The 22,997-nt window shown below is 70.6% G+C and carries 21 protein-coding genes; 7 read left to right on the forward strand and 14 right to left on the reverse strand.

Going from position 1 to position 22,997, the window contains the following annotated elements; genetic code table 11:
- Window positions 1–86: 86 nt before the first annotated feature.
- Together QSK37_RS08650 and rsmA are read right to left on the reverse strand one after the other, a co-directional pair.
- Complete coding sequence (locus QSK37_RS08650; protein WP_432705534.1) at window positions 87–971, reverse strand: 4-(cytidine 5'-diphospho)-2-C-methyl-D-erythritol kinase; 885 nt, start codon at window positions 969–971, stop codon at window positions 87–89.
- Window positions 972–973: 2 nt separating this feature from the next.
- Complete coding sequence (gene rsmA, locus QSK37_RS08655) at window positions 974–1,831, reverse strand: 16S rRNA (adenine(1518)-N(6)/adenine(1519)-N(6))-dimethyltransferase RsmA (RefSeq protein WP_285618789.1); 858 nt, start codon at window positions 1,829–1,831, stop codon at window positions 974–976.
- A gap of 66 nt (window positions 1,832–1,897) precedes the next feature.
- Here rsmA and QSK37_RS08660 point away from each other — a divergent pair, with 66 nt between their 5' ends.
- From QSK37_RS08660 to QSK37_RS08670, 3 genes are all read left to right on the forward strand, one after another.
- A complete protein-coding gene (locus QSK37_RS08660; RefSeq protein ID WP_285618790.1) occupies window positions 1,898–2,326 on the forward strand; it encodes a sigma factor in 429 nt (142 codons plus the stop codon).
- Entirely contained in the window at window positions 2,290–3,333 is a 1,044-nt protein-coding gene (locus QSK37_RS08665) for a hypothetical protein (RefSeq protein WP_285618791.1), read from the forward strand. The genes QSK37_RS08660 and QSK37_RS08665 overlap by 37 nt, the downstream gene beginning before the upstream one ends.
- A gap of 86 nt (window positions 3,334–3,419) precedes the next feature.
- Entirely contained in the window at window positions 3,420–4,052 is a 633-nt protein-coding gene (locus tag QSK37_RS08670; RefSeq protein WP_285618792.1) for a hypothetical protein, read from the forward strand.
- Here the strand turns inward: QSK37_RS08670 and QSK37_RS08675 are convergent.
- From QSK37_RS08675 to QSK37_RS08700, 6 genes are all read right to left on the reverse strand, one after another.
- Window positions 4,015–4,830, reverse strand: coding sequence for a TatD family hydrolase (locus QSK37_RS08675; protein ID WP_285618793.1), 816 nt, complete (start codon window positions 4,828–4,830; stop codon window positions 4,015–4,017). The two genes, QSK37_RS08670 and QSK37_RS08675, sit on opposite strands and share 38 nt — an antisense overlap.
- Window positions 4,817–6,610 carry a methionine--tRNA ligase gene (gene metG / locus QSK37_RS08680; protein WP_285618795.1) on the reverse strand — a complete coding sequence of 598 codons (1,794 nt, stop codon included), beginning with the start codon at window positions 6,608–6,610 and terminating at the stop codon, window positions 4,817–4,819. The genes QSK37_RS08675 and metG overlap by 14 nt, the downstream gene beginning before the upstream one ends.
- Before the next feature lie 71 nt (window positions 6,611–6,681).
- Entirely contained in the window at window positions 6,682–7,569 is an 888-nt protein-coding gene (locus QSK37_RS08685) for a CDP-alcohol phosphatidyltransferase family protein (RefSeq protein ID WP_432705535.1), read from the reverse strand.
- A 223-nt stretch (window positions 7,570–7,792) separates the two neighbouring features.
- Window positions 7,793–9,007 (reverse strand): hypothetical protein, encoded by a 1,215-nt coding sequence (locus QSK37_RS08690; protein WP_285618797.1) that lies wholly within the window; start codon window positions 9,005–9,007, stop codon window positions 7,793–7,795.
- Window positions 9,004–9,543: an RNA polymerase sigma factor gene (locus QSK37_RS08695; protein WP_285618798.1), complete on the reverse strand. Its 540-nt coding sequence runs from the start codon at window positions 9,541–9,543 to the stop codon at window positions 9,004–9,006. The genes QSK37_RS08690 and QSK37_RS08695 overlap by 4 nt, the downstream gene beginning before the upstream one ends.
- Before the next feature lie 134 nt (window positions 9,544–9,677).
- Window positions 9,678–10,949, reverse strand: coding sequence for a glycosyltransferase family 2 protein (locus tag QSK37_RS08700; RefSeq protein WP_432705536.1), 1,272 nt, complete (start codon window positions 10,947–10,949; stop codon window positions 9,678–9,680).
- Window positions 10,950–11,322: 373 nt separating this feature from the next.
- On the opposite strand from QSK37_RS08700, the gene QSK37_RS08705 reads away from it, so the two are divergent.
- Window positions 11,323–12,912 carry a glycosyltransferase family protein gene (locus tag QSK37_RS08705; protein ID WP_285618800.1) on the forward strand — a complete coding sequence of 530 codons (1,590 nt, stop codon included), beginning with the start codon at window positions 11,323–11,325 and terminating at the stop codon, window positions 12,910–12,912.
- A gap of 8 nt (window positions 12,913–12,920) precedes the next feature.
- Here the strand turns inward: QSK37_RS08705 and QSK37_RS08710 are convergent, their stop codons facing one another.
- Both QSK37_RS08710 and rsmI read right to left on the reverse strand, forming a co-directional pair.
- Window positions 12,921–13,220: a hypothetical protein gene (locus tag QSK37_RS08710; RefSeq protein ID WP_285568882.1), complete on the reverse strand. Its 300-nt coding sequence runs from the start codon at window positions 13,218–13,220 to the stop codon at window positions 12,921–12,923.
- 112 nt (window positions 13,221–13,332) lie between these two features.
- Window positions 13,333–14,187: a 16S rRNA (cytidine(1402)-2'-O)-methyltransferase gene (gene rsmI / locus QSK37_RS08715; protein ID WP_432705537.1), complete on the reverse strand. Its 855-nt coding sequence runs from the start codon at window positions 14,185–14,187 to the stop codon at window positions 13,333–13,335.
- Between the two features lie 179 nt (window positions 14,188–14,366).
- Between rsmI and QSK37_RS08720 the strand changes: the two genes are divergently transcribed.
- Both QSK37_RS08720 and QSK37_RS08725 read left to right on the forward strand, forming a co-directional pair.
- Complete coding sequence (locus QSK37_RS08720; RefSeq protein WP_349497948.1) at window positions 14,367–15,872, forward strand: dolichyl-phosphate-mannose--protein mannosyltransferase; 1,506 nt, start codon at window positions 14,367–14,369, stop codon at window positions 15,870–15,872.
- Window positions 15,863–16,843 (forward strand): magnesium transporter CorA family protein, encoded by a 981-nt coding sequence (locus tag QSK37_RS08725; RefSeq protein WP_285618805.1) that lies wholly within the window; start codon window positions 15,863–15,865, stop codon window positions 16,841–16,843. Before QSK37_RS08720 ends, QSK37_RS08725 begins: the two co-directional genes overlap by 10 nt.
- On the opposite strand, the gene QSK37_RS08730 is transcribed toward QSK37_RS08725, so the two are convergent.
- Both QSK37_RS08730 and QSK37_RS08735 read right to left on the reverse strand, forming a co-directional pair.
- Window positions 16,840–17,445, reverse strand: coding sequence for a Uma2 family endonuclease (locus QSK37_RS08730; RefSeq protein ID WP_285618806.1), 606 nt, complete (start codon window positions 17,443–17,445; stop codon window positions 16,840–16,842). The genes QSK37_RS08725 and QSK37_RS08730 overlap by 4 nt on opposite strands.
- Before the next feature lie 100 nt (window positions 17,446–17,545).
- The gene (locus QSK37_RS08735; RefSeq protein WP_285618807.1) at window positions 17,546–18,460 is read right to left on the reverse strand and encodes a threonine/serine dehydratase; all 915 of its coding nucleotides are present in this window, start codon (window positions 18,458–18,460) and stop codon (window positions 17,546–17,548) included.
- 159 nt (window positions 18,461–18,619) lie between these two features.
- Between QSK37_RS08735 and QSK37_RS08740 the strand changes: the two genes are divergently transcribed.
- Window positions 18,620–19,021, forward strand: coding sequence for a luciferase domain-containing protein (locus QSK37_RS08740; RefSeq protein ID WP_285618809.1), 402 nt, complete (start codon window positions 18,620–18,622; stop codon window positions 19,019–19,021).
- On the opposite strand, the gene QSK37_RS08745 is transcribed toward QSK37_RS08740, so the two are convergent.
- Together QSK37_RS08745 and QSK37_RS08750 are read right to left on the reverse strand one after the other, a co-directional pair.
- Window positions 19,022–20,128: a glycosyltransferase gene (locus QSK37_RS08745; protein WP_285568868.1), complete on the reverse strand. Its 1,107-nt coding sequence runs from the start codon at window positions 20,126–20,128 to the stop codon at window positions 19,022–19,024.
- Window positions 20,121–22,943 carry a bifunctional glycosyltransferase/CDP-glycerol:glycerophosphate glycerophosphotransferase gene (locus QSK37_RS08750; protein ID WP_285568865.1) on the reverse strand — a complete coding sequence of 941 codons (2,823 nt, stop codon included), beginning with the start codon at window positions 22,941–22,943 and terminating at the stop codon, window positions 20,121–20,123. The genes QSK37_RS08745 and QSK37_RS08750 overlap by 8 nt, the downstream gene beginning before the upstream one ends.
- Between the last annotated feature and the right edge of the window lie 54 nt (window positions 22,944–22,997).

The raw sequence follows: 22,997 nt of genomic DNA on the forward strand, positions 1-22,997 counted from the left end.
TCGCGTCGTACGCGGCGTCTTCTCCCCCGCATGCATGAACCCACGCATGCCGGAAAGGCCGGATCCGGCCGGTGAGAGGTCGCGGGTCAGACGAGCGCGGCGCCCGGTACGGGTCCACGGGCCCGGCGGACGGCGGCGAAGTGGCCCGTGCCGGACAGGGACGTCGCCAGTTCCTCCGCGTGCGCGGCCGAGGACGCCAGGAACGCGCACGTCGGCCCGGAGCCCGACACCAGCGCTCCCACCGCCCCCAGCCGGGAGCCCGCCGCCAGGGCCTCGGCCAGCGACGGGCGCAGGCTCAGGGCCGCGGACTGCAGGTCGTTGCTCAGTGCCCGGCCGAGAGCCTCGGCGTCGCCCGTCTTCAGCGCGGCCATCAGATCGTCGGAGACCACCGGCCACGGGACCGGAGCGTCCTCCCGCAGCCGGTCGCACTCGGCGTACACCGCCGGGGTCGACAGCCCGCCGTCCGCGTACCCGAACACCCAGTGGAACTCCCCCGCCACCTCGAGCGAGGTCAGCCGCTCCCCCCGGCCCAGGCCCACGGCCGTGCCGCCGAGCAGGGCGAACGGCACATCGCTGCCGATCCGCGCGCCCAGCCCCAGGAGGGTCTCCCGGCTCAGCCCCGTCTCCCACAGGGCGTCGCACGCCACCAGGGCCGCCGCCGCGTCGGCGCTGCCGCCGGCCATTCCGCCGGCCACCGGGATGTCCTTGCGGATGTGCAGGGCGACCCGGGGTTCGACGCCGGCGTGCGAGGCGAGAAGCAGCGCGGCCCGTGCGGCCAGGTTGTCCGGGCCCGTGGGAACGCCGGCCGGGCCCTCCACCGTGATCGTCAACGTGGGGGCGGGCGTGGCGGTCACCTCGTCGAACAGCGACACGGCGTGGAAGACGTTGACGAGATCGTGGTAGCCGTCGTCGCGGGCCGGACCGACACCGAGCTGAAGGTTGACCTTGGCGGGTACGCGAACAGTGGTCACGATCACCGAATGCTAGGCGATGCGCGGCGCTCCCCGGCGATCCGGGTGAAGGCCGCGACGTCGAGCGACTCGCCGCGCGCGCCCGGGTCGACGTCCGCGGCGCGCAGGATCCGCTCCGCCTCGGCGGCCGAACCCGCCCACCCGGCCAGAGCCGCGCGCAGGGTCTTGCGGCGCTGCGCGAAGGCCGCGTCGACCACCGCGAACACGTCCGCACGCGGGACACCCGCCGGCGGCTCGCGCCGGGTGAAGGCGACCAGGCCCGAGTCCACGTTCGGTACCGGCCAGAACACCGCCCGCCCGACGTTGCCCGCCCGGCGCGTCCCGGCGTACCAGGCCATCTTGACCGACGGCACCCCGTACACCTTGCCGCCCGGCGACGCGGTGAGCCGGTCGGCGACCTCGGCCTGCACCATGACCAGCCCGTGCCGCAGCGTCGGGAACGCCCCGAGCAGGTGCAGCACGACGGGCACGGCCACGTTGTACGGCAGGTTCGCCACCAGCGCGGTCGGCGCGACGGGCAGCTCGGTCACGCGCATCGCGTCGCCCGGGACCACGGTCAGCCGGTCGGCGAGCGACGGCGCGAACTCGGCGACCGTCCGCGGCAGCCGCCCCGCCAGCGTCTCGTCCACCTCGACGGCGACGACCCGCCGAACGGCGGGCAGCAGCGCCAGCGTCAGCGAGCCGAGCCCGGGCCCCACCTCCAGGACCACGTCGTCCAGGCCGACCTCGGCGTCGCGCACGATGCGGCGCACCGTGTTCGCGTCGATCACGAAGTTCTGGCCGAGCGTCTTGGTCGGGCGGATGCCCAGGTCAGCGGCGAGCGCGCGGACGTCCGCCGGCCCGAGTAGTCGTTCACCCACCTGTTCAGTGTCCCGTACGTGCAACAGTTCCGGCACCGCGCCCGTCCCCGGAGCGAGGAGGGCGCCTTGAATGAAGCACTGAGCTTCGAAGACTTCGTCGGTGCGCGTGCCGACGCGCTCATGCGGTACGCCTACGTGTTGACCGGCGACCCGCACGACGCCGCGGACCTGTTGCAGGGGACGCTGGTCCGCGTACGGGCCGCCTGGCACGGGGTGCACAACAAGCGCGAGCCGGAAGGCTACGTGCGCACGACGATGGCGCGGCTGCACATCAGCGTCTGGCGCGGCAGACGCCGCGAACGCCCGACGAACTGGAGCAGGCGCTGCGGCGGACCCTCGCCACGGCCGCCGAACGCGCCCCGAAGGCCCCGCCGGGCATCGGCCTGGACGCGCGCCCCGTGCGCCGGCCCCGGGCGTATCCACGGGTCGCGCTGGCCGCCGCGGCCGTGGTCGTGGCCATGGGGGGCGCCACGGTCGCCGGCCGTGCGCTGCTGACCGGCACGCACGCGCCGGGCACCGCCAACGGCACCGCGTCCCCGGCACTGCACCGGCTGAAGGAGACCGCCGTGCCGCCGATGGAGAAGGTCTGGCCCAAGGCGATCCACCGGGTGCCGGACACCCTGCCGAACAGGCGCAAGTTCCTGCCTCTGACCTTCCTGGACGCCCACACGCTGCTGGTCAGCACCGATTCCAGCTTCGAGAAGGCCGACGCCCTGTACGCCTACGACCTGCGTGAGCACACGACGAGACGGATCGCGACGGTCGTCACGCCGCCGAAGACGAAGCTGTTCGCCTCGGGGTTCTCGACCGGAGACGGGTACGTCGCGTGGTACCTCGCCGGCGACTACGGCACCGAGATCTGGGCGGCACCGCTCGCCGGGGGCGCGGCTCGCCTCGTCAGCCGGGCCGACACCCCCGTGCCGACCGCGCTGGCGATCGACGGCGGAAAGGTCCTCTGGTCGGTGGGAAAGACCGGCGGCGTCTTCCGCGCCCCCGTCACCGGAGGCGCCACCGAGAAGGTTCCGGGCACGCGCGGGACCTACATCCTGCAGTGGCCGTGGGTCGGCGCCCCTGCGGCCGTCCTCCCCCCGAACACGGGCGTCACGGGCTTCGCGAACGTGCGGAACGTCGTGACCGGGGAGACCCGTACGGCCCGGCTCACCGACGGCGCCGCCTGGAGCTGCGGCGTCACCTGGTGTGTGGGCCGGGACTCACACCTCGTCTCCGAGGCGCAGCGCCGCGACGGCAGCGGCCGCCAGGCGATCCCGGACCTCGAATCCGCGTCGCGCAATCCACCGTCGCTGGACAGGTTCGTCATCACCTTTCCCGCGAAGCACTCCATCGCCGTGTACGACCTGCGAACGGGCAAGGCCGGTGATCTGGGAATCAAGCAGCAGGACAAGAATTCCTTCGTCTTCCGGCTGGCCGACGACCCGGCGAACCGCCTCTACTACACCATCACGGACGGCGGGTACGTGCTCGTCGACCTCGGCGCGATCTAGACCCGCTGTACGACGGCGTCAGGACAGGGTAAGACCAGGTCAGCGGGCCGGGGCGGTCTCCCGGAACAGGACAGCGAGGTGGAACCATGCGGCACCGTCGGCTGACGATGCTCCTCGGCGTCGGCGCCGCGGTGACGCTGGGCCCGGTCCCGTACGCGGCGGTCGCGCACGCGGTGACCGGTCCCGTGCACGGCCACCGGACGATCACGTCGGTACGGCCGGGGCGGAGCGACCCGGATCCGGCCTCGGCCGGATCCACCTCGGTGACCTTCCGCGTGCTGCCGCCGGACCCGCCACCGCCTGATCCGGCACCGGCCGACCCGGACGCGGGCGCGGTCGGCGGCGGCCCGATACCGGGCGGGCCGGGCACGGGTGCCGCCGCCGCGTCGGACGACGACACCTCCGTCGATATCGGCGAGAAGGAGTCCGGCGGCCACCTCACCCGGCACGGGGAGAACGGGTCGTACGGCGGACGCCACGAGTCGCACGGCGGGCTCCGCCCGTCTCGCGTACGGCCGAGGACCGAGAGCGCCGGGCCACGGCGGCGTCCGGCCGCACACCACGGCCTGCTGCCCTTCACCGGCGCCGACATCGGCGCGGCCACCCGATTCGGAGTGGCCGCCGTCCTCGCCGGCGTGCTCGCCCTCGCCTCCGTACGCCGGAGACGACAGGCCCCGGGCGTCACCAGGCGCCGAAGACGCGCTCCCCGTTGCGGCTGATCGTCTCGCACAGCTCGCCCAGGTCCATGCCCTTGACCTCGGCGAGGCAGCGGGCGGTCAGCGGCACGAGGTACGGGGCGTTCGGGCGGCCCCGGTACGGCACCGGCGTGAGGTACGGCGCGTCGGTCTCCACCAACAGCAGGTCCGGCGGCGCGACCTCCGCGGCCTCGCGCAGGTCACCGGCGTTCTTGAAGGTGACGTTGCCGGCGAAGCTCATGACGTAGCCCCGGTCGGCGCAGACCTTGGCCATCTCCCGGTCGCCGGAGAAGCAGTGGAAGACGACCTGCTCCGGCGGGCCCTCCTCGGCGAGGATGCGCAGGACGTCGTCGTGGGCATCGCGGTCGTGGATGACCAGCGCCGTGCCGGTGCGCTTGGCGATGTCGATGTGCGCGCGGAAGGACCGGTGCTGGTCACCCTGGTCGGCCCAGTCGCGGTAGTAGTCGAGCCCGGTCTCGCCGACCGCGCGGACGTGCGGCAGCGCGGCGAGCGAGGCGATCTCCTCGAGCACCTCGTCGGTCGCGTCGCCCGCGTCGTTGGGGTGGATCGCCACGGCCGCGTAGACGTCGTCGCGGGTGGCGGCGGCCTCGGCGCACCACCGCGACGACGCCAGGTCGTACCCCACGGTCACGGCCCGGCGGATGCCCACCGACCGGGCCGCGGCGAGCACCTCCGGCACGGGCGTCTTGAGGATGTCGAGATGGCAGTGGCTGTCGAACACGTCGGCCGGCAGCGGCTCGGGAGGCGGCGGGGCCGCCTCCCGCGACTCACGACTGCTCAAGTCGGGCCAGCTCCTCGTCGACGACCGAGGGGTCCAGCTTGGTGAAGAGCGGCTTCGGCGGCGCCAGCGGGACGCCGGGCGTGATCGGCCGGGACTCCCAGCGCGCGGCGGCCGTCTCGTACGTGCCGGTCAGCACCTGGTAGCCCGGCCCGCCGTCCTCGTCGACGTCGCGCAGCTCCGGCATGCCGCTCCAGTCGCCCTCGCCGCCGAGCATCTTGTACACCTTGTCCGAGGACTTCGGCAGGAACGGCGTCAGCAGCGACTTGGCGTCGTCCACGAGCTGCAGCGCGACGTGGAGGATGGTCTTCATCCGCTCCGGGTCCTCGCTGCGGAGCTTCCAGGGCGCCTGCTCGGACAGGTACTTGTTGGCCTCCGCCACGGTGCGCATGGTCTCGCCGACGGCGTTCTTGAACCGCGACCGGGCCAGCTCCGCGCCCACCGCGTCGAACGCCGCCCGCGAACGCTGCAGGATGGCGCGGTCGGCCTCGGTCAGCTCGCCGGCCGCCGGGATCTCACCGATGTTCTTGGCCGCGAACGAGACCGAGCGGTTGACCAGGTTGCCCCACGCGGCGACGAGCTCGTCGTTGTTGCGCCGGACGAACTCCGACCAGGTGAAGTCGGTGTCCTGGTTCTCCGGGCCGGCCACCGCGATGTAGTAGCGCAGGGCGTCGACGTCGTAGCGCTCGAGGAAGTCACGCACGTAGATCACGACCTGCCGCGAGGAGGAGAACTTGCGCCCCTCCATCGTCAGGAACTCCGAGGAGACCACCTCGGACGGCAGGTTGAGCCGGCCGAGCGAGCCGGGCTGCCCGCCCTTGTCGCCCTCGCCGTTGTAGCCCAGCAGCATCGCCGGCCAGATCTCGGAGTGGAAGACGATGTTGTCCTTGCCCATGAAGTAGTACGACCGGGCGTCGGGGCTCTGCCACCACGCGCGCCAGGCGTCCGCGTCGCCGGAGCGCCGGGCCCACTCGACCGAGGCCGAAAGGTAGCCGATCACCGCGTCGAACCAGACGTACAGCCGCTTGTCGGGCCGGTCGATCCAGCCCGGCAGCGGCACCGGCACGCCCCAGTCGAGGTCGCGGCTGATCGGGCGGGGCTGCATGTCGTCGAGGAGGTTGCGGGTGAACTTGTAGACGTTCGGCCGCCAGAGCCCCTCTTTGCTCTGCAGCCACGACCCGAGGGTCTCGGAGAACGCGGGCAGGTCGAGGAAGAAGTGCTCGGTCTCCACGAACTCCGGCTTTTCGCCGTTGATGCGGCTGCGGGGGTTGATCAGGTCGATCGGGTCGAGCTGGTTGCCGCAGTTGTCGCACTGGTCGCCGCGCGCCCCGTCGTAGCCGCAGATCGGGCAGGTGCCCTCGATGTAGCGGTCCGGGAGGGTACGGCCGGTGGACGGGGAGATCGCGCCCATCGTCGTCTTCTCGAAGACGTAGCCGTTGGCGTGGAGGCCCTTGAAGATCTCCTGGGCGACGGCGTAGTGGTTACGCGTCGTCGTCCGGGTGAACAGGTCATAGGACATGCCCAGCCCGTGGAGGTCCTGGCCGATCACCTTGTTGTAGCGGTCGGCGAGCTCCCGTGCGGTCACGCCCTCCTTGTCGGCCTGGACCTGGATCGGCGTGCCGTGCTCGTCGGTGCCGCTGACCATCAGGACCTTGTTGCCCGCCATCCGCTGGAAGCGGCTGAACATGTCGCAGGGCAGCGCGAAGCCGGAGACGTGCCCGATGTGGCGGGGCCCGTTGGCGTACGGCCAGGCGGGCGCGGTCAGGATGTGACGGCTGGACATGCCCCTAAGACTAGAGGTCGTCCCGCGATGCCTCACGCCGATATCCGATCCGCCCCGCCCGGCACGCCGGTTCACGCCGCGACGCGGTCCGCGTCGGCCTGGGCCATCGCGTGGGCGAAGTCCCGCGTCGACAGCCAGAGTTTGTAGACGATCGCCACGTCGAAGACCAGCATCAGCAGGCCCGCCACGACCGTCACCGGAATGATCGCCTGGCACAGCGGGCCGACGATGAAGACGGCCATCTGGAACTCGATCCCGCTGACCAGGTGTGCTCTGATCCGGTGCCGGGCCAGCCAGTCGCGGACCCGCGGATACCAGGAGAACCGCGCGCGGAAGCCCTGCTGGAGGTCGATGGCCTGCGGGGCCGGCGTTCCCACCTCGCCGGTCGCCTCGTCCGAATCGACGGGCAGCAACCGATCGACGAACCGGTCCTCACCCTCGGCACCGCGCGCCGACCGCAGGCGCGAGCGCATCTCCCGGCGCGCGGCGGCCACCTTCAGCGCGTCCAGGTAGCGGAGCATGTCGAGGAAGACGATCGCCACGCCGAGCGCCAGGTAGACCGGCCGGCCGGTGGCCTCGTACTGGCCGGCCGTCAGCGCCAGGGCACAGATCAGCACCCGCACTCGGTCGAAGACGTAGTCGAGCCAGCTCCCGAAGACCGAGCCGGTCCCCTTCAGCCGCGCGATCTTGCCGTCCATGCAGTCGAGGACGAAGCTCAGGTGGTACAGGACGGCGCCGGCGACGAGCCACTTCCAGCCGGCCGCCCAGAAGCACCAGGCCGCGCCGAGCCCGAGCACCAGAGCCCCGCACGACAGGCCGTTGGGGGTCAGCGACGTGCGGTTCGCGGTGAACCGGACGAGGCGCCCGGCCAGGGGATCGACCAGGAAGACGGTCCACCACGCGTCGCGGGCCTTGTACGTGCGGGTCCGCACGTCGTCCATCGTGAACGACGGGTTCACCATTCCTCCTCGCCGTCCTCGTCGGCGAACGCGTGGCTGTCGTCCCCCGAGTGCAGGCCCGGGTCGGGACCGAGGAGTATCGCGATCTGCTCCAACAGATTCTTCAACATCGAGACCACCGTTCATGCTCGCTGTGCCCACACCCGTACTCCGCCGGTCCGCCTCGTCCGGTTCCCCCTTTTCGACGCTTCCGAGGGAACGTCGCTATGCCGGTGCCGGCGGATCAGCCGTGGGCGGGCACGCCGATGCGGTCGGTCCAGCCGTCGGTGATCATCAGCGTGGAGTGGTCGGGCTCGCTCGCGACCGCGCCGTCCGCGCCGATCGGGTAGTACTCGCGCGCCAGGATCCGCGCCGATCCGGGCTCGATGATCAGATGCTCCTCGTTCCGCTGGAGGCCGTGCATCGTGTGTGCCTCGATGCGGACGGCCAGCGCCGCGCCGGACCGGCCGAGCCCGTCGCGGGCCGAGCCGATGTCGCGGATGCCCTTCTGGGTGGCGAGCATGCGGTACGCCGCCGCGCGGACCTTGGGTGGCGCGGGCGCGTTGATGATCGCGATGCCGGCGTCCAGTATGTCCTCGATGATCGAGAGTTCCTGGTACTGCGCGTGGTACTTCGCCAGTTGCGCGATCCTGCGGTTCCGGTCCGCCAGGACCATGCGCCGCAGTCCCGCGGCGGTCGTGGGCAGTTTCGCCAGGCCGGCCATTGTCGTGCCCTTGGGCCCCAGCTCGAGGTAGGGGTCGTCGTCCGTGTGGGAGTCGGCGGAGAAGGGCTTCATGTCGGTCAGCGACGGTGACCCCGCCCGCTGCCAGGCGGCCTTGTCCGCCGGGGTGGCGAAACCGCTACGGATGTCCCGGTCCACCATCCGCGAGGGCCGGCCCTGCTGGTACGGGTCCCAGTTCTCCCAGGTGATGCTGACGTACGCGTGGAAGGGGAAGTAGGGTCCGCTCCTCGGCGCCCCGTTGGCGCTCGTGCCGTGGGTCTTGACGCCCTTTCCGGGCTGCCGGGCCCGCTCCACCTCGCGGATCTGGGAGTACCAGTAGGCCCCGTGCGCGGTCGCCGGCTGCTTCGCGGCGTACTCGGCGCCGGCCAGCAGGACCGATCGGGCGTCCAGGGTCCGCGGCGTGGAGGCGGACGGCGTGGCCCTGCCGGGCCCGGGCGTGTCGTCCGGCACGGCGAGGACACCGGCGGCCACGGCCGCGGCGGCGGCCACGGCCACGCCCGCCAGGATGGGCCGGACGCGGCGGTGTCGCGCGGGAAGGATCGGGCGGTCGGCCCGGGCCGGTGCGCGCCCGGCGGCGGCGATGCGGGCCAGGTCCGCGGCGCGGCGGCGCCGGTAGCCGTCCTCGGCCAGCGTGCCGACGTGGTCCGCGAGCGTCGTCATCGGGTCGGTGAAGGTCATCTCGGCTCCTGCGTCGTGGCCGGTCTCATCGGGGTTCATCGGGCCCTCTCCTGGATCAGTGCCGTACGGACCGGAGCGGCCGGCGGGGTGCGCAGGGCGCGGGCGAGGCGCTTGCGGGCGCGGTGCAGCCGCACGGCGAAGGCCGCGGCGGAGCAGCCGATGACGCGTGCGGCGTCGCGCGGCGCCAGGTCGTACCAGGTGGCCAGGACGATCACCTCGATGTCCCGTTCCCCCAGCGCCGTCAGCGCGGCCCGGACGGCGGCGCGGTCCACGACGCCCTGGGCCACGTCAGGGCCTGCCAGGTCGTCCGCCGTGGTGGCCGCGGCGATCCGGTCGGCGAGCGCCTGCCGGCGGCGGCCGGAGTCGTACTGCTTGTGCAGCAGGTTCCGCGCCACGCCGAGCAGCCACGGCAGAGGCGGGTCGGGCAGGTCGCCCAACCGCCGCCAGGCGACCAGGAAGGTCTCACTGGCCACGTCCTCCGCGGCGTCCTGCCCGGCGCGCAGCAGGGCGTAGCCGAGCACGTTCCGGTAGTGCCGGTCGTACAGGGCCGTGAATCGGTCGGCGGGGTCCTTCACGCCTGCGTCCTCCGGGGTCGGTCGGCGGCTGACGGGAAGTACTCCCCCGGACGGGAACGGCGATTACACCGGACCGACGCGCGCATGAGAAAAGGGCCCCGGCGTGGTGCCGGGGCCCTTCTCGTGAACGGTCGTCAGGAGGTCTCGGCCGTGTCCTTGTCCTTGCTCTCCTCGGCCACGCCCTCCTCGTCGGAGGTGTCCTCGGCCGCGGGCACGTCGATCTCCTTGAGCTTGAGGGTCTTCGCCTCGCCCGCGACCTTGACGACCGCGGCGTCCACGACGTCCGCGGCCTCCTCCGCCGGGTCGGTGACCGGCGGGTGGGAGCGGCGGCGGATCCCCAGGATGCTGACGAACAGCGACGCAAAGATCATCTGGAAGCTCATGATGAGCGCGGTGGCGGCCGGCACGACGATGCGGAGCGAGTCGCGCGGGTCGAGCTGGCCGAAGCTGTGGCCCTGCCAGTGCACGAGCGAGGCCACCAGCCCGACGAGACCGGCGAGCGCGAGCAGGCCGCCGACGACGAGGCCGCGTTCGAGGCTCCAGGAGTGGACGATGCGCTGCACCCGCCGGTCATGGGGAAGGAAACCCTCCTCCATGGCATAGACCTTGGTCAGCAGCGCGAACAGCACCGCCTGGAAGCCGATCACCAGCATCGCGGACGCCCCGACGAGGGTGTCGACGTCGAAGGCGATGTCGCCGACGTGGATCGGGCCGACGGACAGGGCGATGCCGCCGATCAGTCCGAGGGTCATCAGCAGCAGGCCGGGGATGAGGAACAGCCAGCGGGGGCTGTAGAGCATGAGGAAGCGCAGGTGTCGCCAGCCGTCGCGCCAGGTGCTCAGGTGCGGGGCGCGGGAGCGGCCGTCGGGCGAGAGTGTGGTGGGGACCTCGCGGATGTCGTACTTGGCGAGGGTGCAGCGGACCACCATCTCGCTGGCGAACTCCATGCCGCCGGTCTGCAGGCCGAGCCGCAGGATCGAGTCCCGGCGGAACCCGCGCAGCCCGCAGTGGAAGTCGCCGATCTTGCTGCGGAAGAACAGCCGGCCGACGAAGCTGAGCACCGGGTTGCCCAGGTACCGGTGCAGCGGCGGCATGGCGCCGGGCGCGATGCCGCCCTTGAAGCGGTTGCCCATGACCAGGTCGGCGCCGTCCCGCAGCTCGGTGAGGAACGGCATCAGCGAGGTGAAGTCGTAGGAGTCGTCGGCGTCGCCCATGACCACGTACGTGCCCCGAGCCGCCCGGATACCGCCCATCAGCGCGTTGCCGTAGCCCTTGGAGGTCACCGGCACGACGCGGGCGCCCGCGTCGCGGGCGAGCTGCTGGCTCCCGTCGGTGCTGCCGTTGTCGGCGATGATGACCTCACCGTCGACGCCGTGCTCAGCGAAGAATCCGAGGGCCTTCCGCACGCATGTCTCTACGGTCTCCGCCTCGTTCAGGCAAGGCATCACCACGGAGAGTTCCACGTCGTGTCCTCCATTACCCCTCTGCGACCATGCTTCGGGGGTTTCGACTAACCTCGTCATTGTTCCGACAAGTGGCGTGTGTTACCCATGATGCCCGCCAGCGAGCGGCCGCGTGTCGTAAAGCCGCAACCTTTGACTTCGCAAGAAGCACCCGGCTGACGGCAGGCTGGGGATACAGGATAAGGGCTGTGCTGTCCAGAGAGGTCGGTCCGACTTGACTACCGCGGGAGAACAGAGCGGGGAATCCGCCGTAACGGGCGCGCCGCCTGACACGTCATCTGACGCGTCCGCGGATGTAAAGCCGCAGGTCAAAGCGGTGGAAGTCGGCACGGACGAGGAGCGCCCGGCGGAGAAAGGGCGCGTCCGCCGTGTCGGGTTCATCTCATTGGGCGTGCTCCCGTTCCTCCTCTCGCTCGTGCGGCGTCACAAGACGTTCACCGTCGTGCTCGCGGGCGGTGCCTTCCTGCGGGCGCTCGCCATGCTCGGCTACCGGCCCGCGTCGTGGTTCAACGACTCGTTCGACTACCTGCACGTCGCGATGTCCCCGTACCCGCACCCGATCCGGCCGGACGGCTACTCGTTCCTGCTGTGGGCGCTGAAGCCGTTCCACAGCTTCGCCGCGGTGGCCGGGCTCCAGCACCTGATGGGGCTGGCCGGCGCGGTCATGATCTACGCGCTGCTGCGCCGGAGGTTCGGCCTGCCGAGCTGGGGCGCGTCCCTGGCGACCGTGCCACTGCTGTACGACGGCTACCAGATCCAGCTCGAGCACCTGATCCTGTCCGACATCACGTTCGAGTTCCTGCTCGTCTGCGCGGTGACGATCGTGCTCTGGTACGGCAAGTCGCTCACCTGGAAGGCCGCGGGAGTCGTCGGCCTGCTGGTCGGCCTCGCCACGCTGACGCGCACGGTCGGCGAGCCGGTGCTGGTCGCGATCGTCGTGTACCTCCTGATGCGCCGCTTCAACTGGCGCGTCTTCGTCGCGACGATCGCGCTGTGCGCGCTGCCGCTCGGCGCGTACGCGGGCTGGTTCTGGGCCTGGTACGGCAAGCCGGGCATGACGACCAGCAGCGGCGTCTTCCTGTACGCGCGGGTCACGGAGTTCGCCGACTGCAACAAGATCAAGCCGCCGGTCTCGGAGTACCCGCTCTGCAAGGACAGCCGGACCTCCCACACGCCGCTGACCTTCTCCCAGGACGCCATCTGGGACCGCAACTCCCCGTTCCACCGGGTGCCGGCCGCCAAGTTCACCAACTACCAGAACCAGCTCGCCGGCGACTTCGCCAAGCGCGCCATCATGGCCCAGCCGTTCGACTACGCCGTGGTCGTGCTGAAGGACTTCCTCTACACCTTCAAGTGGCACCGGACGGTCTTCCCGGACAAGGCCACCTACCAGATGTACGAGTTCGGCAAGAAGTCCGCGGCCCTGCCGAACTGGCGGATGAGCCGCGACCAGACGGCCGCGTCGGAGGCGCACAAGTACGAGGACGGCAACGCGCGTACCCGGATCATCACGCCGTACGCCACGGGCATCCGCACCTACCAGGACGTGGCGCACCTGCCCGGCACGCTGCTCGGCGGCATCCTCATCGTCGGCCTGGCCGGGCTGATCCCGCTGTGGCGACGGTGGGGCGGCCAGGCGTTCCTGCCCTGGATCCTCGCGACCGGGCTGCTGCTCGTGCCACCGGCCACCGCCGAGTTCGACTACCGCTACGTACTGCCGACGGTGCCGTTCGCCTGCCTCGCCGCCGCGATCACCTTCTCCCGCGAGCCGCGCGAGAAGCTGAGGCGGCTCCTGTGGTGGCGCGGGAGCGCGCCGGAGCAGACGTCCGGAAACGCCGACGGCTCCTCCGGCGAACCGGAGGAGCCGGGGAAGCCGGCCGCCCAGGACGCGGTCACCGCGTCCTGAGCCGGCCGTCAGTAGGCGTGGAGCCGGCGGAGCCGGAAGATCATCTCCAGCTCGGTGTGCCGCTGGCGGGGGATCGGCGCGACGACGCTCCACCCGGTGGGGAGGATCTTCACGTCGTAGCCGCCGCAGGACGGGCACACCGGCTCCGCCCATGGACAGGTGCAGCGCTGGCTCAGGTGGTGGTAGACGACGACCTCACCACCGTGACCGTCCGAGGAGCGTCCGACCTCGAACTCCTTCTGCCACTCGTGCAGGCAGCCGAGGCACTCGTACTTCCACGTCTCCTGCGAGATCATGGATTCGTGCATTTCCCGTCACCCCCGGGCGAAACCATCGGATTGCGTCCCGCCACGAGTTTTCCCCATTAAGCGTCGTTTGAGGGGCCCTGAGCTGCTTAAAGCTTACGTCAAATAATCGTCATCACCTGGTTTTTCGTGCAATAACCGCGTCATAAAGCTCCCTTTTCGGTACACGATGTTCTCGTGCAACCTCGCCAATCGCGTCTTTTCTGGCCGCGCCATCGGTGACGCGCCGCTCGACCTCGTCGGCGAGCGCGTCCAGGTCAGCCGGTCCGGAGCGCTCCGGCGCGCCTCCGACGACGATCGTGATCTCACCGCGCACGCCGCCCGAGGACCACGCGGCCAGCTCGCCGAGCGGCCCGCGACGCACCTCCTCGTACGTCTTGGTCAGCTCGCGGCACACGGCGGCGGGCCGGTCGGCGCCGAGCGCGCCCGCCATCGCCTCCAGCGCGGCGGTCAGCCGGTGCGGCGCCTCGAAGAAGACCATCGTGCGCGGCTCCCCGGCAAGCGCGGCCAGCCGCGACGCGCGCTCCCCCGCCTTGCGCGGCAGGAAGCCCTCGAAGCAGAAGCGGTCGCTGGGCAGCCCGGAGATGACCAGCGCGGTGGTCACCGCGGACGGCCCGGGCAGAACGGTGACCGGCACCTCGGCCTCGATCGCGGCGGTGACGAGCCGGTAGCCCGGGTCGGAGACGCCCGGCAGCCCGGCGTCGGTGATGACCAGCACGTCGCGACCCTCGCGCAGCTCCTCGACCAGCTCGGCGGCGCGGGCGCGTTCGTTCGCGTCGTAGTACGACACGATCCGCGCGTCGGTGGTGACGCCCAGGTCGGCGGTGAGGCGCCGCAGGCGGCGAGTGTCCTCCGCGGCGATGATGTCGGCCGCGCCCAGCGCGCCGCGAAGGCGTTCGGATGCGTCCTCCGCGCGGCCGATCGGCGCGGCGGCCAGCGTCAGCGTCCCAGATGTTCCCACAGCACCCATCTTCGACCCCGGCGTCACCGTCCCGCACCTCGGCGATCGCCGCGCCGTCACGATCTCGTGAGGGCAGGCAGTCCGAAGTGCACAATCGGCCCGGTATCCCCCCGTACGATGTCGGGGTGGTGGCGATGACAGGACTCGAACCAGCTCCTCGGTCCCAGAGCGACGGACGCCCGCCATCGTTGCGCCAGTGGCTGGCGCCGGCGATTCCGGGCAGCAGACTGATGGGCTGGCTCGGCCCGCTGCTCGTGACGCTGTTCGCCGGCGTGCTGCGGTTCTACGACCTCGGCAAGCCCCGTGCGGTGATCTTCGACGAGACCTACTACGCCAAAGACGCGTACGCGCTGCTGAAGTTCGGGTACGAGCACAACACCGTCAAGAACGCCGACAGCCTGCTCCTCCAGCATCCGCCGAACCTCAACATCTGGGGCACCGGCGGCAGCTTCGTCGCCCACCCGCCCGCCGGTAAGTGGCTGATCGCCATCGGCGAGTGGATGTTCGGCATGAACCCCTTCGGCTGGCGGTTCGCCTCGGCCCTGATCGGCACGCTGTCGGTGCTCATCCTGGCCCGGGTCGCCCGCCGGATGACGCGCTCGACCCTGCTGGGCACCGCCGCCGGCCTTCTGCTCGCGCTGGACGGCATGGAGCTGGTGACCAGCCGCACCGCGATCCTGGACATCTTCGTGATGTTCTGGATCCTGGCCGGGTTCGCGTGCCTGGTCATCGACCGCGACCGCACCCGCGCGGCGCTCGCCGCCAAGGTGATGGAGACCGGCAACGAGAGCGAGTTCGGCCCCTTCGTCATGCACTGGTGGCGCCTGGCCGCCGGGCTCTGCCTGGGCACGGCCGTGGCCACCAAGTGGACCGGGATCTACTACATCGCGGCGTTCGGCATCATGGTGCTGATCTGGGACATCGGCGCACGGCGCGCCGCCGGGGTCCGCCAGCCGTACGCCGGGGGCTTCCTGCTCGACGCGGTGCCGGCGTTCGTGTCGCTCGTGGTGGTGAGCGGCGTCACGTACCTCGCGTGGTGGAGCGGCTGGATCTTCAACGCGGGCGGCTGGGGCCGCGGCCGGGTGTCCGGCAACCCGATCACCGCGTTCGTCCAGGCGATGCCGCGGCTGTGGGACTACCACCAGCAGATGTGGCACTTCCACACGACGCTCACCGTCAAGCACGACTACCAGTCCTGGCCGTGGAACTGGATGTTCCTCAAGCGGCCGGTGGCGTTCTACTACACCGAGCCGTCGGGCTGCGGCGCGAGCAAGTGCTCGCGCGAGGTCCTCGGCATCGGCACCCCGGCGATCTGGTGGATCTCGATCATCACCCTGCTGGTCATCGCCGGCTGGTGGCTGGTGCAGCGCGACTGGCGGGCCGGCGCGGCGGTCGCGGGCTTCCTGGCCGGCTGGCTGCCGTGGTTCTACTTCGGCCTCGGCCACCGGACGATGTTCCTGTTCTACGCCACCCCGATGCTGCCGTTCATGGTGCTGTCGATCGTGCTGGTCATGGGCATGCTCATCGGCCCGGCCGACGCGGTGCCGATCAGACGTGTGATGGGTGCGGCCGCCTGCGGAGCGTACGTCCTGCTCGTGCTGGCCAACTTCTACTTCCTGTATCCCATCCTCACCGGCCAGATCCTGCCCTATGACGCCTGGCACAGCCGGATGTGGTTCGACTCGTGGATCTGAACGCCCGCACCCGCGTCTGGCGCCGCGGGAAGCTCGAGGAGGAGAACTTCCCCGCCGCCCGGATCAGCGACTACCTGGCCGAGCCGGACACCGTCGTGTGGCTGGACCTGTGCCACCCGGACGACGGCGGCCTGGACCTCATCAGCGAGGAGTTCGGCCTGGACCCGCTCGCGGTCGAGGACGCCCTCAGCCACCACGAGCGGCCCAAGCTCGACCGCTACGACGGACACCTGTTCTTCAACGCCTACGCCGTGCACCTCAGCGAGGAGAGCGGTGAGCTGGCCACCCACGAGATCTCGGCGTTCATCACCGACCGCGCGCTGGTGACCGTACGGGGCGATGAGGAGTTCGACCTCGACGCGCTGCGCCGGCAGTGGGACTCCTCATCCGACCTGGCCGAGCACGGCGTGGCGTACCTCCTGCACGGGCTGATCGACCTGATCGTCGACGGGCACTTCGCGGCCGTCCAGGCGCTGGACGGCGCGATCGACGACCTGGAGGAGCGCCTGTTCGGCGACGAGGTGCCCACCAGGGAGACCCAGCACCGCGGTTTCCGCCTGCGCAAGAGCCTGACCCTGCTGCGGCGCGTCGTCCTGCCGATGCGCGAGGTCGTCAACACCCTGCTCCGCCGCGACCTGCACGTGGTGCCGGAGCCGATGACGCCGTACTTCCAGGACGTGTACGACCACGTGCTGCGCGCCACGGAGTGGACCGAGAGCCTGCGCGACGTCGTCACGAGCCTGCAGGAGACCCGCATCGCGCTGCAGGGCAACCATCTGAACCAGGTGATGAAGAAGCTGACGGGCTGGGCCGCCGTCATCGCGGTCCCCACGGCCGTGACGGGCTTCTACGGCCAGAACGTCCCGTTCCCGGGCTACGACAAACAGTGGGGCTTCGTGGTCAGCCTCGCCATCCTCATCGTCACCGCCGTAGCCCTGTACACCATCTTTAAAAAGCGCGACTGGCTCTAGATCCGGTTCATCTGCGTGAGATCGATATCAATGTCGAACGGGACCGTGAGCTTCAGCAGGTCGTGGTGAATGCCGGTGAGTGAGTACGACCGAGTGGCGGGGTCCAACTCGTACACGTAGATGGTCGGCCGTCCCTCCGTGTTCTCCACCCTCCAAAAGTGGGCTATCGCGGCAGCCGCGTAGAGCTGCGGTTTCCGCTCCCGATCCCTGACCTCCGAGTCCGGCGAGACCACCTCGACCGCGAGCACGACGTCGGAGGGTTGAAAACTGGTCTTCGTCGTGTCGAGGGCCTCCTCGGTCCTGACCACGACCAGATCCGGCTCAGGGCGTTGACGTTTCCCCAGCGTGATGGTCATCTCCCGACGCACTCGCAGATGCTCGGGGACGAGCCGGCGAAGCGTGGTCTCCAGCAGAGAGATCGCCATCGTGTGGAAGTTGGCCTGGGGGCTCCCAAAGACAAGGCTGCCATCGATTAGCTCTGTGTGACGGGGCAATTCCGGAATGTGATCGAGATCCTCCGCCGTGAAGGCTTCCACCGGCGGCACGAACCACGGACGCTTCTTTGGTGTTGCGGGCATCTCGGGCATAGGCGCCGCCGCCATCAGCTCTCCTCCACGGAGACCACCTTCGTCTGCTTTACGCAATCATCACGCTATCAAGTTCTACCCACAGTGAACGGCCTTCGACCAATCGTGACCACGGTCAGGTGAGATCGGCGGGGTCGGTGTTGGCGCCGCAGCAGATGACGGCGACGGTCTCGTCGGTGGACGGGGTGTAGGCGCCGGTCAGGAGGGCGGCGTAGGCGGCGGCGGTGCCGTGCTCGACCACGATGTGGTGGTCCTGCCACAGGGCGCGGCGGGCGGCGATCACATCGGCGTCGCTCACCAGGATCGACTCCACGGCCGTGCGGCGGGCGACCGCGTACGGGATGTCGCCCACGCGGCGGGCGCCCAGGGAGTCGGCGGCCACGCCCGACACCGGCGCGTCGACCGGGCGGCCCGCCGCCAGTGCGGCGTGGAACGACGGGCAGGCCTCCGGCTCCACCGCGACCACGCGTGACCGGCCCTCCAGCGCCGCCGCGATGCCGGCCATCAGCCCGCCTCCGCCGACCGAGACCAGCACCGTGTCGACGCCGCCCGTCTGTTCCTCCAGCTCCAGCGCCAGTGTGCCCTGGCCCGCGCAGACCTCCGGCTGGTCGTACGGGTGGCCGAACAGGGCGCCCGTGTCGGCCGCGCGCTTCGTCGCGGCCTCGTACGCCTCGGCGTACTCGCTGCCGACCTGGCGTACGGAGGCGCCGAGCGCGCGCAGCCGGGCGACCTTCACCGGGGGCGCGGTCTCCGGGACGAACACCTCCGCACGCGCGCCCAGCTCGCGGGCGGCGTACGCGAAGGCCAGGCCCGCGTTGCCGCCGGACGCGGCGATCACTCCCGCCTCCGGGAGGTCGTCCGTCTCGGCCGCCGCGAGAACCCGGTTGAAGGCGCCGCGCGCCTTGAACGAACCGGTGTGCTGGAGCTGTTCGAGCTTCAGCCACAGCCGGTCGAGCCGGAGTACGGGGGTCCGCAGCACCCGCGAGTCGATTCGGGTCCGGGCCGCCTCCACGTCACCACGAGAGATCACCCATCCACCGTACCGGTCCGCGTAGGGCCGCTTTTCGGACGACCGTCCACGTACGGTCGTCGGCGCGGTTACCAGGAGACGAAAAATGGCCAAGTCCGCTCATAACAATTGGGATGCGGGCTCTTATGAAGAAACAGCGCGACACGGGATGCTGGTGCCGTGAGGGGCCCAGCGAAGACCCGCAGCGCGGCCGAGAGAGTGGCCGCTCAACTGGCGACCTGGCCCGGGCTGTCGGCCGGTCGCCCCTCCTGCGGCACCGGGCGGAGCTTCAACTTCCGCGGCGGCGAGATCCTCCACCTGCACACGGGCGAGGAGGCCGATCTCCGCCTGTCCCGCGGCTTCGTCGAGCGCCTGGACACCGTGCTGGTCGACAGCGGTCAGGTCGTCGTACGGCCCGGCGACGACTGGGTGACCGTGCTGCTCGACACCGACACGGCGGGCGCCATCCTGATCAGCCTGATGAGTCTGGCGATCCGCGCGGCCGAGGAGCCGGTGCCGGCCCGCCCCTGCACGTGGGAACGCACCCGCCCGCGGCCCCGGCTGCGCGCGCCCTGGGGCTGATCAGCGGTCGACCAGCTCGAACATGCGCTCCCAGCGGTCGGTGACCATGTCGGCGGAGAACCGCCGCACCGAGGTGCGGGCCTGACGGCCGAGCTTGGCGCGCAGATCCTCGTCGCTCATCAGGCGGGCGAGCTGTTCGGCGAACTCCGTCGTGTTTCCCGGCCGTACGAGCAGCCCGTCCGACTCATGCGTGATGAGTTCGCGGACGCCCGGCGCGCAGTCGAACGCCACGGTCGGCAGGCCGTAGGCCATCGCCTCCATCACCGACATCGGGAAGCCCTCCATGCGTGAGGACAGCGCGAAGATCGACGCTTCGTTCAGGGCGCCCTCGACGTCGGCGGTCGCCCCGGCGAACTCCACCGTCTCATCGACGCCGAGGTCCGACGCCTGGTGGCGCAGAACCTCCTCGTCGGGACCGGAGCCGTACAGGCGCAGTCGCCAGTTCGGGAAGCTCCGGGTCACCTCCGCCCACGCCTCCAGCATCATGTCCTGCCCCTTCTCGAAGGACAGGCGGCCGAGCAGTTCGACCACGGGCCGCGACAGGTCCGGCAGGGTGGACGGGACGACGTGGAGCGGGTTGGGCATGAAGTCGGCGTTGGACATGTGGTCGCGGGCCCAGGAGTCGGCGTCCTCGGTGCTGAGCACGAGGAACCGGTTCACGTCGGCGAAGTGGCGTTTCACCCGCTGGTACCGCGAGGAGGCCTTGGTCGCCTGGTAGGACTCGTGGCTCATGCCGATGACCGGCATCCCGGCCGTGTCGGCGAGCGCGACCCATTCCATCGCCCACACCTGCGCGGCGATGATGACGCCGCCCGGCCGGGCGGCGCGGAAGAGGCGGCTCAGCCTGGCCGCGCCGCGCCGCTGCACCGAGCGGCGGCGCATCGCGCGCAGCCGCCCCCCGCTGCGGGACGGCGGCGGGGTGTCGTGCAGGACGCTCAGCTCGTACGGCAGGTCGCGCCCGTAGTCGTGCGGCTCGGCGGCGTGCGTCACGCCGATCACGTGCACCCGGTGACCGCGGGCGGCGAACAGCCCGCCGACGTGGTGGACCCATCGTTGCAGGCCGCCGAGTTCTTCGTGGTTGTTGCAGACGATGAAGATGTCACGCATTGGAATCCCCCGTGAAGAAGCGGTCGACGACCTGCTTGGCGGCGGTACCCCGGTCGTATTCCCCGTACTTTTCGAGAAATTCACGCCTTTTCTTGGCGTACCGGGTGGTGAGGCCGGGCAGGTCGGCGAGCGCGGCGAACAGCTCGTCAGGCTCGCTCAGCACCGGTCCAGGACCCTCTTTGCGCAGGTCGAAGTAGGTGCCGCGGGACCGGACGTAGTCCTCGAGGTCGGGGGCGAAGAACACTGTGGGGCGATCGAGCAGGGCGTAGTCGAACATCAGCGACGAATAGTCGGTGACGAGCGCGTCGGAGAGCAGCAGCAGCGACGTGACGTCGTGCACCGCGCCGACGTCGCGGACCACGCCGCGCAGGCTCGGCGGCACGACCGCGGTGTTGAGGTAGTGCGGGCGGACCAGGAGCACGTGGGTCTCGCCGAGCTCCTCGGCGAACTCCTCCAGGTCGAACGGCATCTCGAACTTCTTCTGCGCCTTGCCGTTCGCCCCGGCGCGGAACGTCGGCGCGTACAGCACGACCGTGCGCTCGTCGCCGGTCAGCTTCAGCTGTTCGGCCAGCTTGGCCGTGTCGCCGCCGTTCACCAGGGCGTCGTTGCGGGGGTAGCCGCTGCGGATCAGCTCGGCGCGCACGCCGAGGCCCTTGGCGAGGGTCCGCGCGTCGTGCTCGGAGCGGATCAGGAAGGCGTCGTAACGGTCGATCGTCCGCTGGAAGCGCGACCGCCTGGCCTTGCTGCCGCGCTTGAGCTCCGGGTCGTCGAACCCCATCCGCTTGTACGCCGAGCCGTGCCAGGTCTGGATGTAGGTCGTCTGCGGCCGTTTCGCGGCGTCCTGCGGGAAGCCCTGGTTGTCCACCCAGTAGCCGGCCCGCGCGAGCGCCAGGTAGTACTGCCAGGACCCGCGGCGCACGAGCCTCGCGTCCTTGGGGAAGCCCGCCGGGCTCTTGGCGTACGACCAGATCGCGGTGTGCTTCCCCCCGGACCTGCGCAGCTCTTCGTAGATGTACTTGGGGTTGTCGGAGTACTGCTTGCCGAGGTGGCTCTCGAACACGATCGTGTCGCGCCGGATCGGCAGCCGGACGAACAGCCGGTTGTAGACGGCGATCTTCGTCTTCCGGCGGGTGAAGACGTCACGCCACCGTCGTTCGGCGCGCAGCAGCGCGGTCCACCACCGGCGCCCGCGCCCGGTGGCGGCGAACCTGCGCAGCGTCGCGAGCGTGACGCGGCCGGCCCACCCGTACGCGACGAGACGGAAGGCCATCTCCCCGTTCTCCGGGATGTACGCCTCGAAGTGGTCGCCGGCGAGGCGGGTCAGGCGCGGCCGTACCGGCACCGACATCTCCATCGGCTGGTTCGCGAACAGCCGGATGAACAGCTCCTCGTCGCCGGCCTCGAGCCGCAGGCGCAGGCCCCAGCTCTGGTCGAGGAAGCCGAGCGGCCGCACGTCGCGGCCCGGCAGGACCTCGGCCGTCCAGCGCAGCCGCCCGTCCGCGTGCGTCACCTCGGCCGGCACGGCGAAGAACCGGCCGGTCCGGCTGCGGTCGCGGAACTCCAGCCGTGCGCTGAGCGGGACGCCGGCGCCGATCCGGTCCAGCGGGTTGACGACGTCTCCGGCGAGCCGGAGCACGCGCCCGTCGCGCACCATCTCGGTGACGCTTCCGCCGGGGTTCAGCGACTTGAGGGGCAGCGAGTGGATGCCGAGCTCGGTGACGTCGAGGATCCGGCGGCCCTGTTCGGTGTCGAGGTGGTCGCCGGACCAGTAGATCCGCCCGTCGCGCTCGACCAGCGGCGCGGTCAGCCGTGGCTTGCCGGTCTTGCCCTTGCCGACGTAGTCCGCGGCGCTCACCGCGCCCTCGTAGTCGCCCTGGGCGACCATGAAGCCGATGATCGCCTGGAGCTCGTGGGCCTCGTCGTACGCGCGCGGGTCGATCGTGGCCATGTACTCGCGGGCCAGGGCGAGGAACGCCTCGCGGTAGTCGTCGTCGCGGCTGCGCAGACCCCGGACGTACAGCAGCAGGTCGTGGTTGAGGAACTTCACGTCCTTGGACAGCTTGAGATCGTCGGCGCCGTACCGCGCATAGACCGCGTCGATGCGCCGGAAGATCTCCAGCCGGTCGGAGAAGTTCCGCAGCTCGGCCCGCTGGTTGGTGATCGAGAGGGTCTCGGCCTTCTCGTAGATCATCCAGTTGTAGACGCGGTGCGGGATGATGGCGATCTTCCGCGCGGCCAGGTACGCCTGCGTGCTGAACAGCAGGTCCTCATAGTGCAGGCGTTCGACGAACCGCAGGCCCTCGCGGTCGAGGAAGTCGCGCCGGTAGAGCTTGTTCGTGGACAGGGTGTCGTAGAGCAGCTCGGGGTACTCCCGCACCGAGGCGTACACGCCGCGCTCGCGGTAGACGCCGCGGTACCAGACGCGTTCCTCGTCCTTGTCGGGATAGACGCGCCAGCAGCAGCCGGAGACGAGCTCGGCCTCGTGCTCCTCGGCGGCGGCGACCAGGTTGCGGCAGGCGTGCCGATCGAGCGTGTCGTCGCTGTCGAGGAACATCAGGTACGTGCCGCGCGCCGCGGCGATCCCGTCGTTGCGCGGCTGCCCGCAGCCACCGGAGTTCTCCGCCCGGTGGATCACGCGGACCCGGTCCTCGGCCATCGCCAGCTCGTCGGCGACCGCGGCGGTCCCGTCGGTGCTGGCGTCGTTGACTATCACCACCTCGACGTCACGGTGAGACTGGCCGAGCGCGGAGCGCACGGCGGCCGGCAGCCGATCGGCATCGTTGTAGACGATGACGATCACGCTGACGTCTGTCATGAAGGAAACCCCTCGAACTCCAAGAGAATGAACACATTCCGCGGACACGTCGTA

It is taken from the genome of Actinoallomurus iriomotensis, assembly GCF_030269445.1.
Classification (GTDB): Bacteria; Actinomycetota; Actinomycetes; order Streptosporangiales; family Streptosporangiaceae; genus Actinoallomurus; species Actinoallomurus iriomotensis.

Coding starts and splice junctions, on each gene's coding strand:
- QSK37_RS08665 (WP_285618791.1), top strand. CDS start 2,290: ATGGGGGGCGCCACGGTCGCCGGCCGTGCGCTGCTGACCGGCACGCAC.
- QSK37_RS08670 (WP_285618792.1), top strand. CDS start 3,420: ATGCGGCACCGTCGGCTGACGATGCTCCTCGGCGTCGGCGCCGCGGTG.
- metG (WP_285618795.1), bottom strand. CDS start 6,610: ATGTCCAGCCGTCACATCCTGACCGCGCCCGCCTGGCCGTACGCCAAC.
- QSK37_RS08690 (WP_285618797.1), bottom strand. CDS start 9,007: ATGAACCCCGATGAGACCGGCCACGACGCAGGAGCCGAGATGACCTTC.
- QSK37_RS08710 (WP_285568882.1), bottom strand. CDS start 13,220: ATGCACGAATCCATGATCTCGCAGGAGACGTGGAAGTACGAGTGCCTC.
- rsmI (WP_432705537.1), bottom strand. CDS start 14,187: ATGGGTGCTGTGGGAACATCTGGGACGCTGACGCTGGCCGCCGCGCCG.
- QSK37_RS08730 (WP_285618806.1), bottom strand. CDS start 17,445: ATGGCGGCGGCGCCTATGCCCGAGATGCCCGCAACACCAAAGAAGCGT.
- QSK37_RS08745 (WP_285568868.1), bottom strand. CDS start 20,128: ATGCGTGACATCTTCATCGTCTGCAACAACCACGAAGAACTCGGCGGC.
- QSK37_RS08750 (WP_285568865.1), bottom strand. CDS start 22,943: ATGACAGACGTCAGCGTGATCGTCATCGTCTACAACGATGCCGATCGG.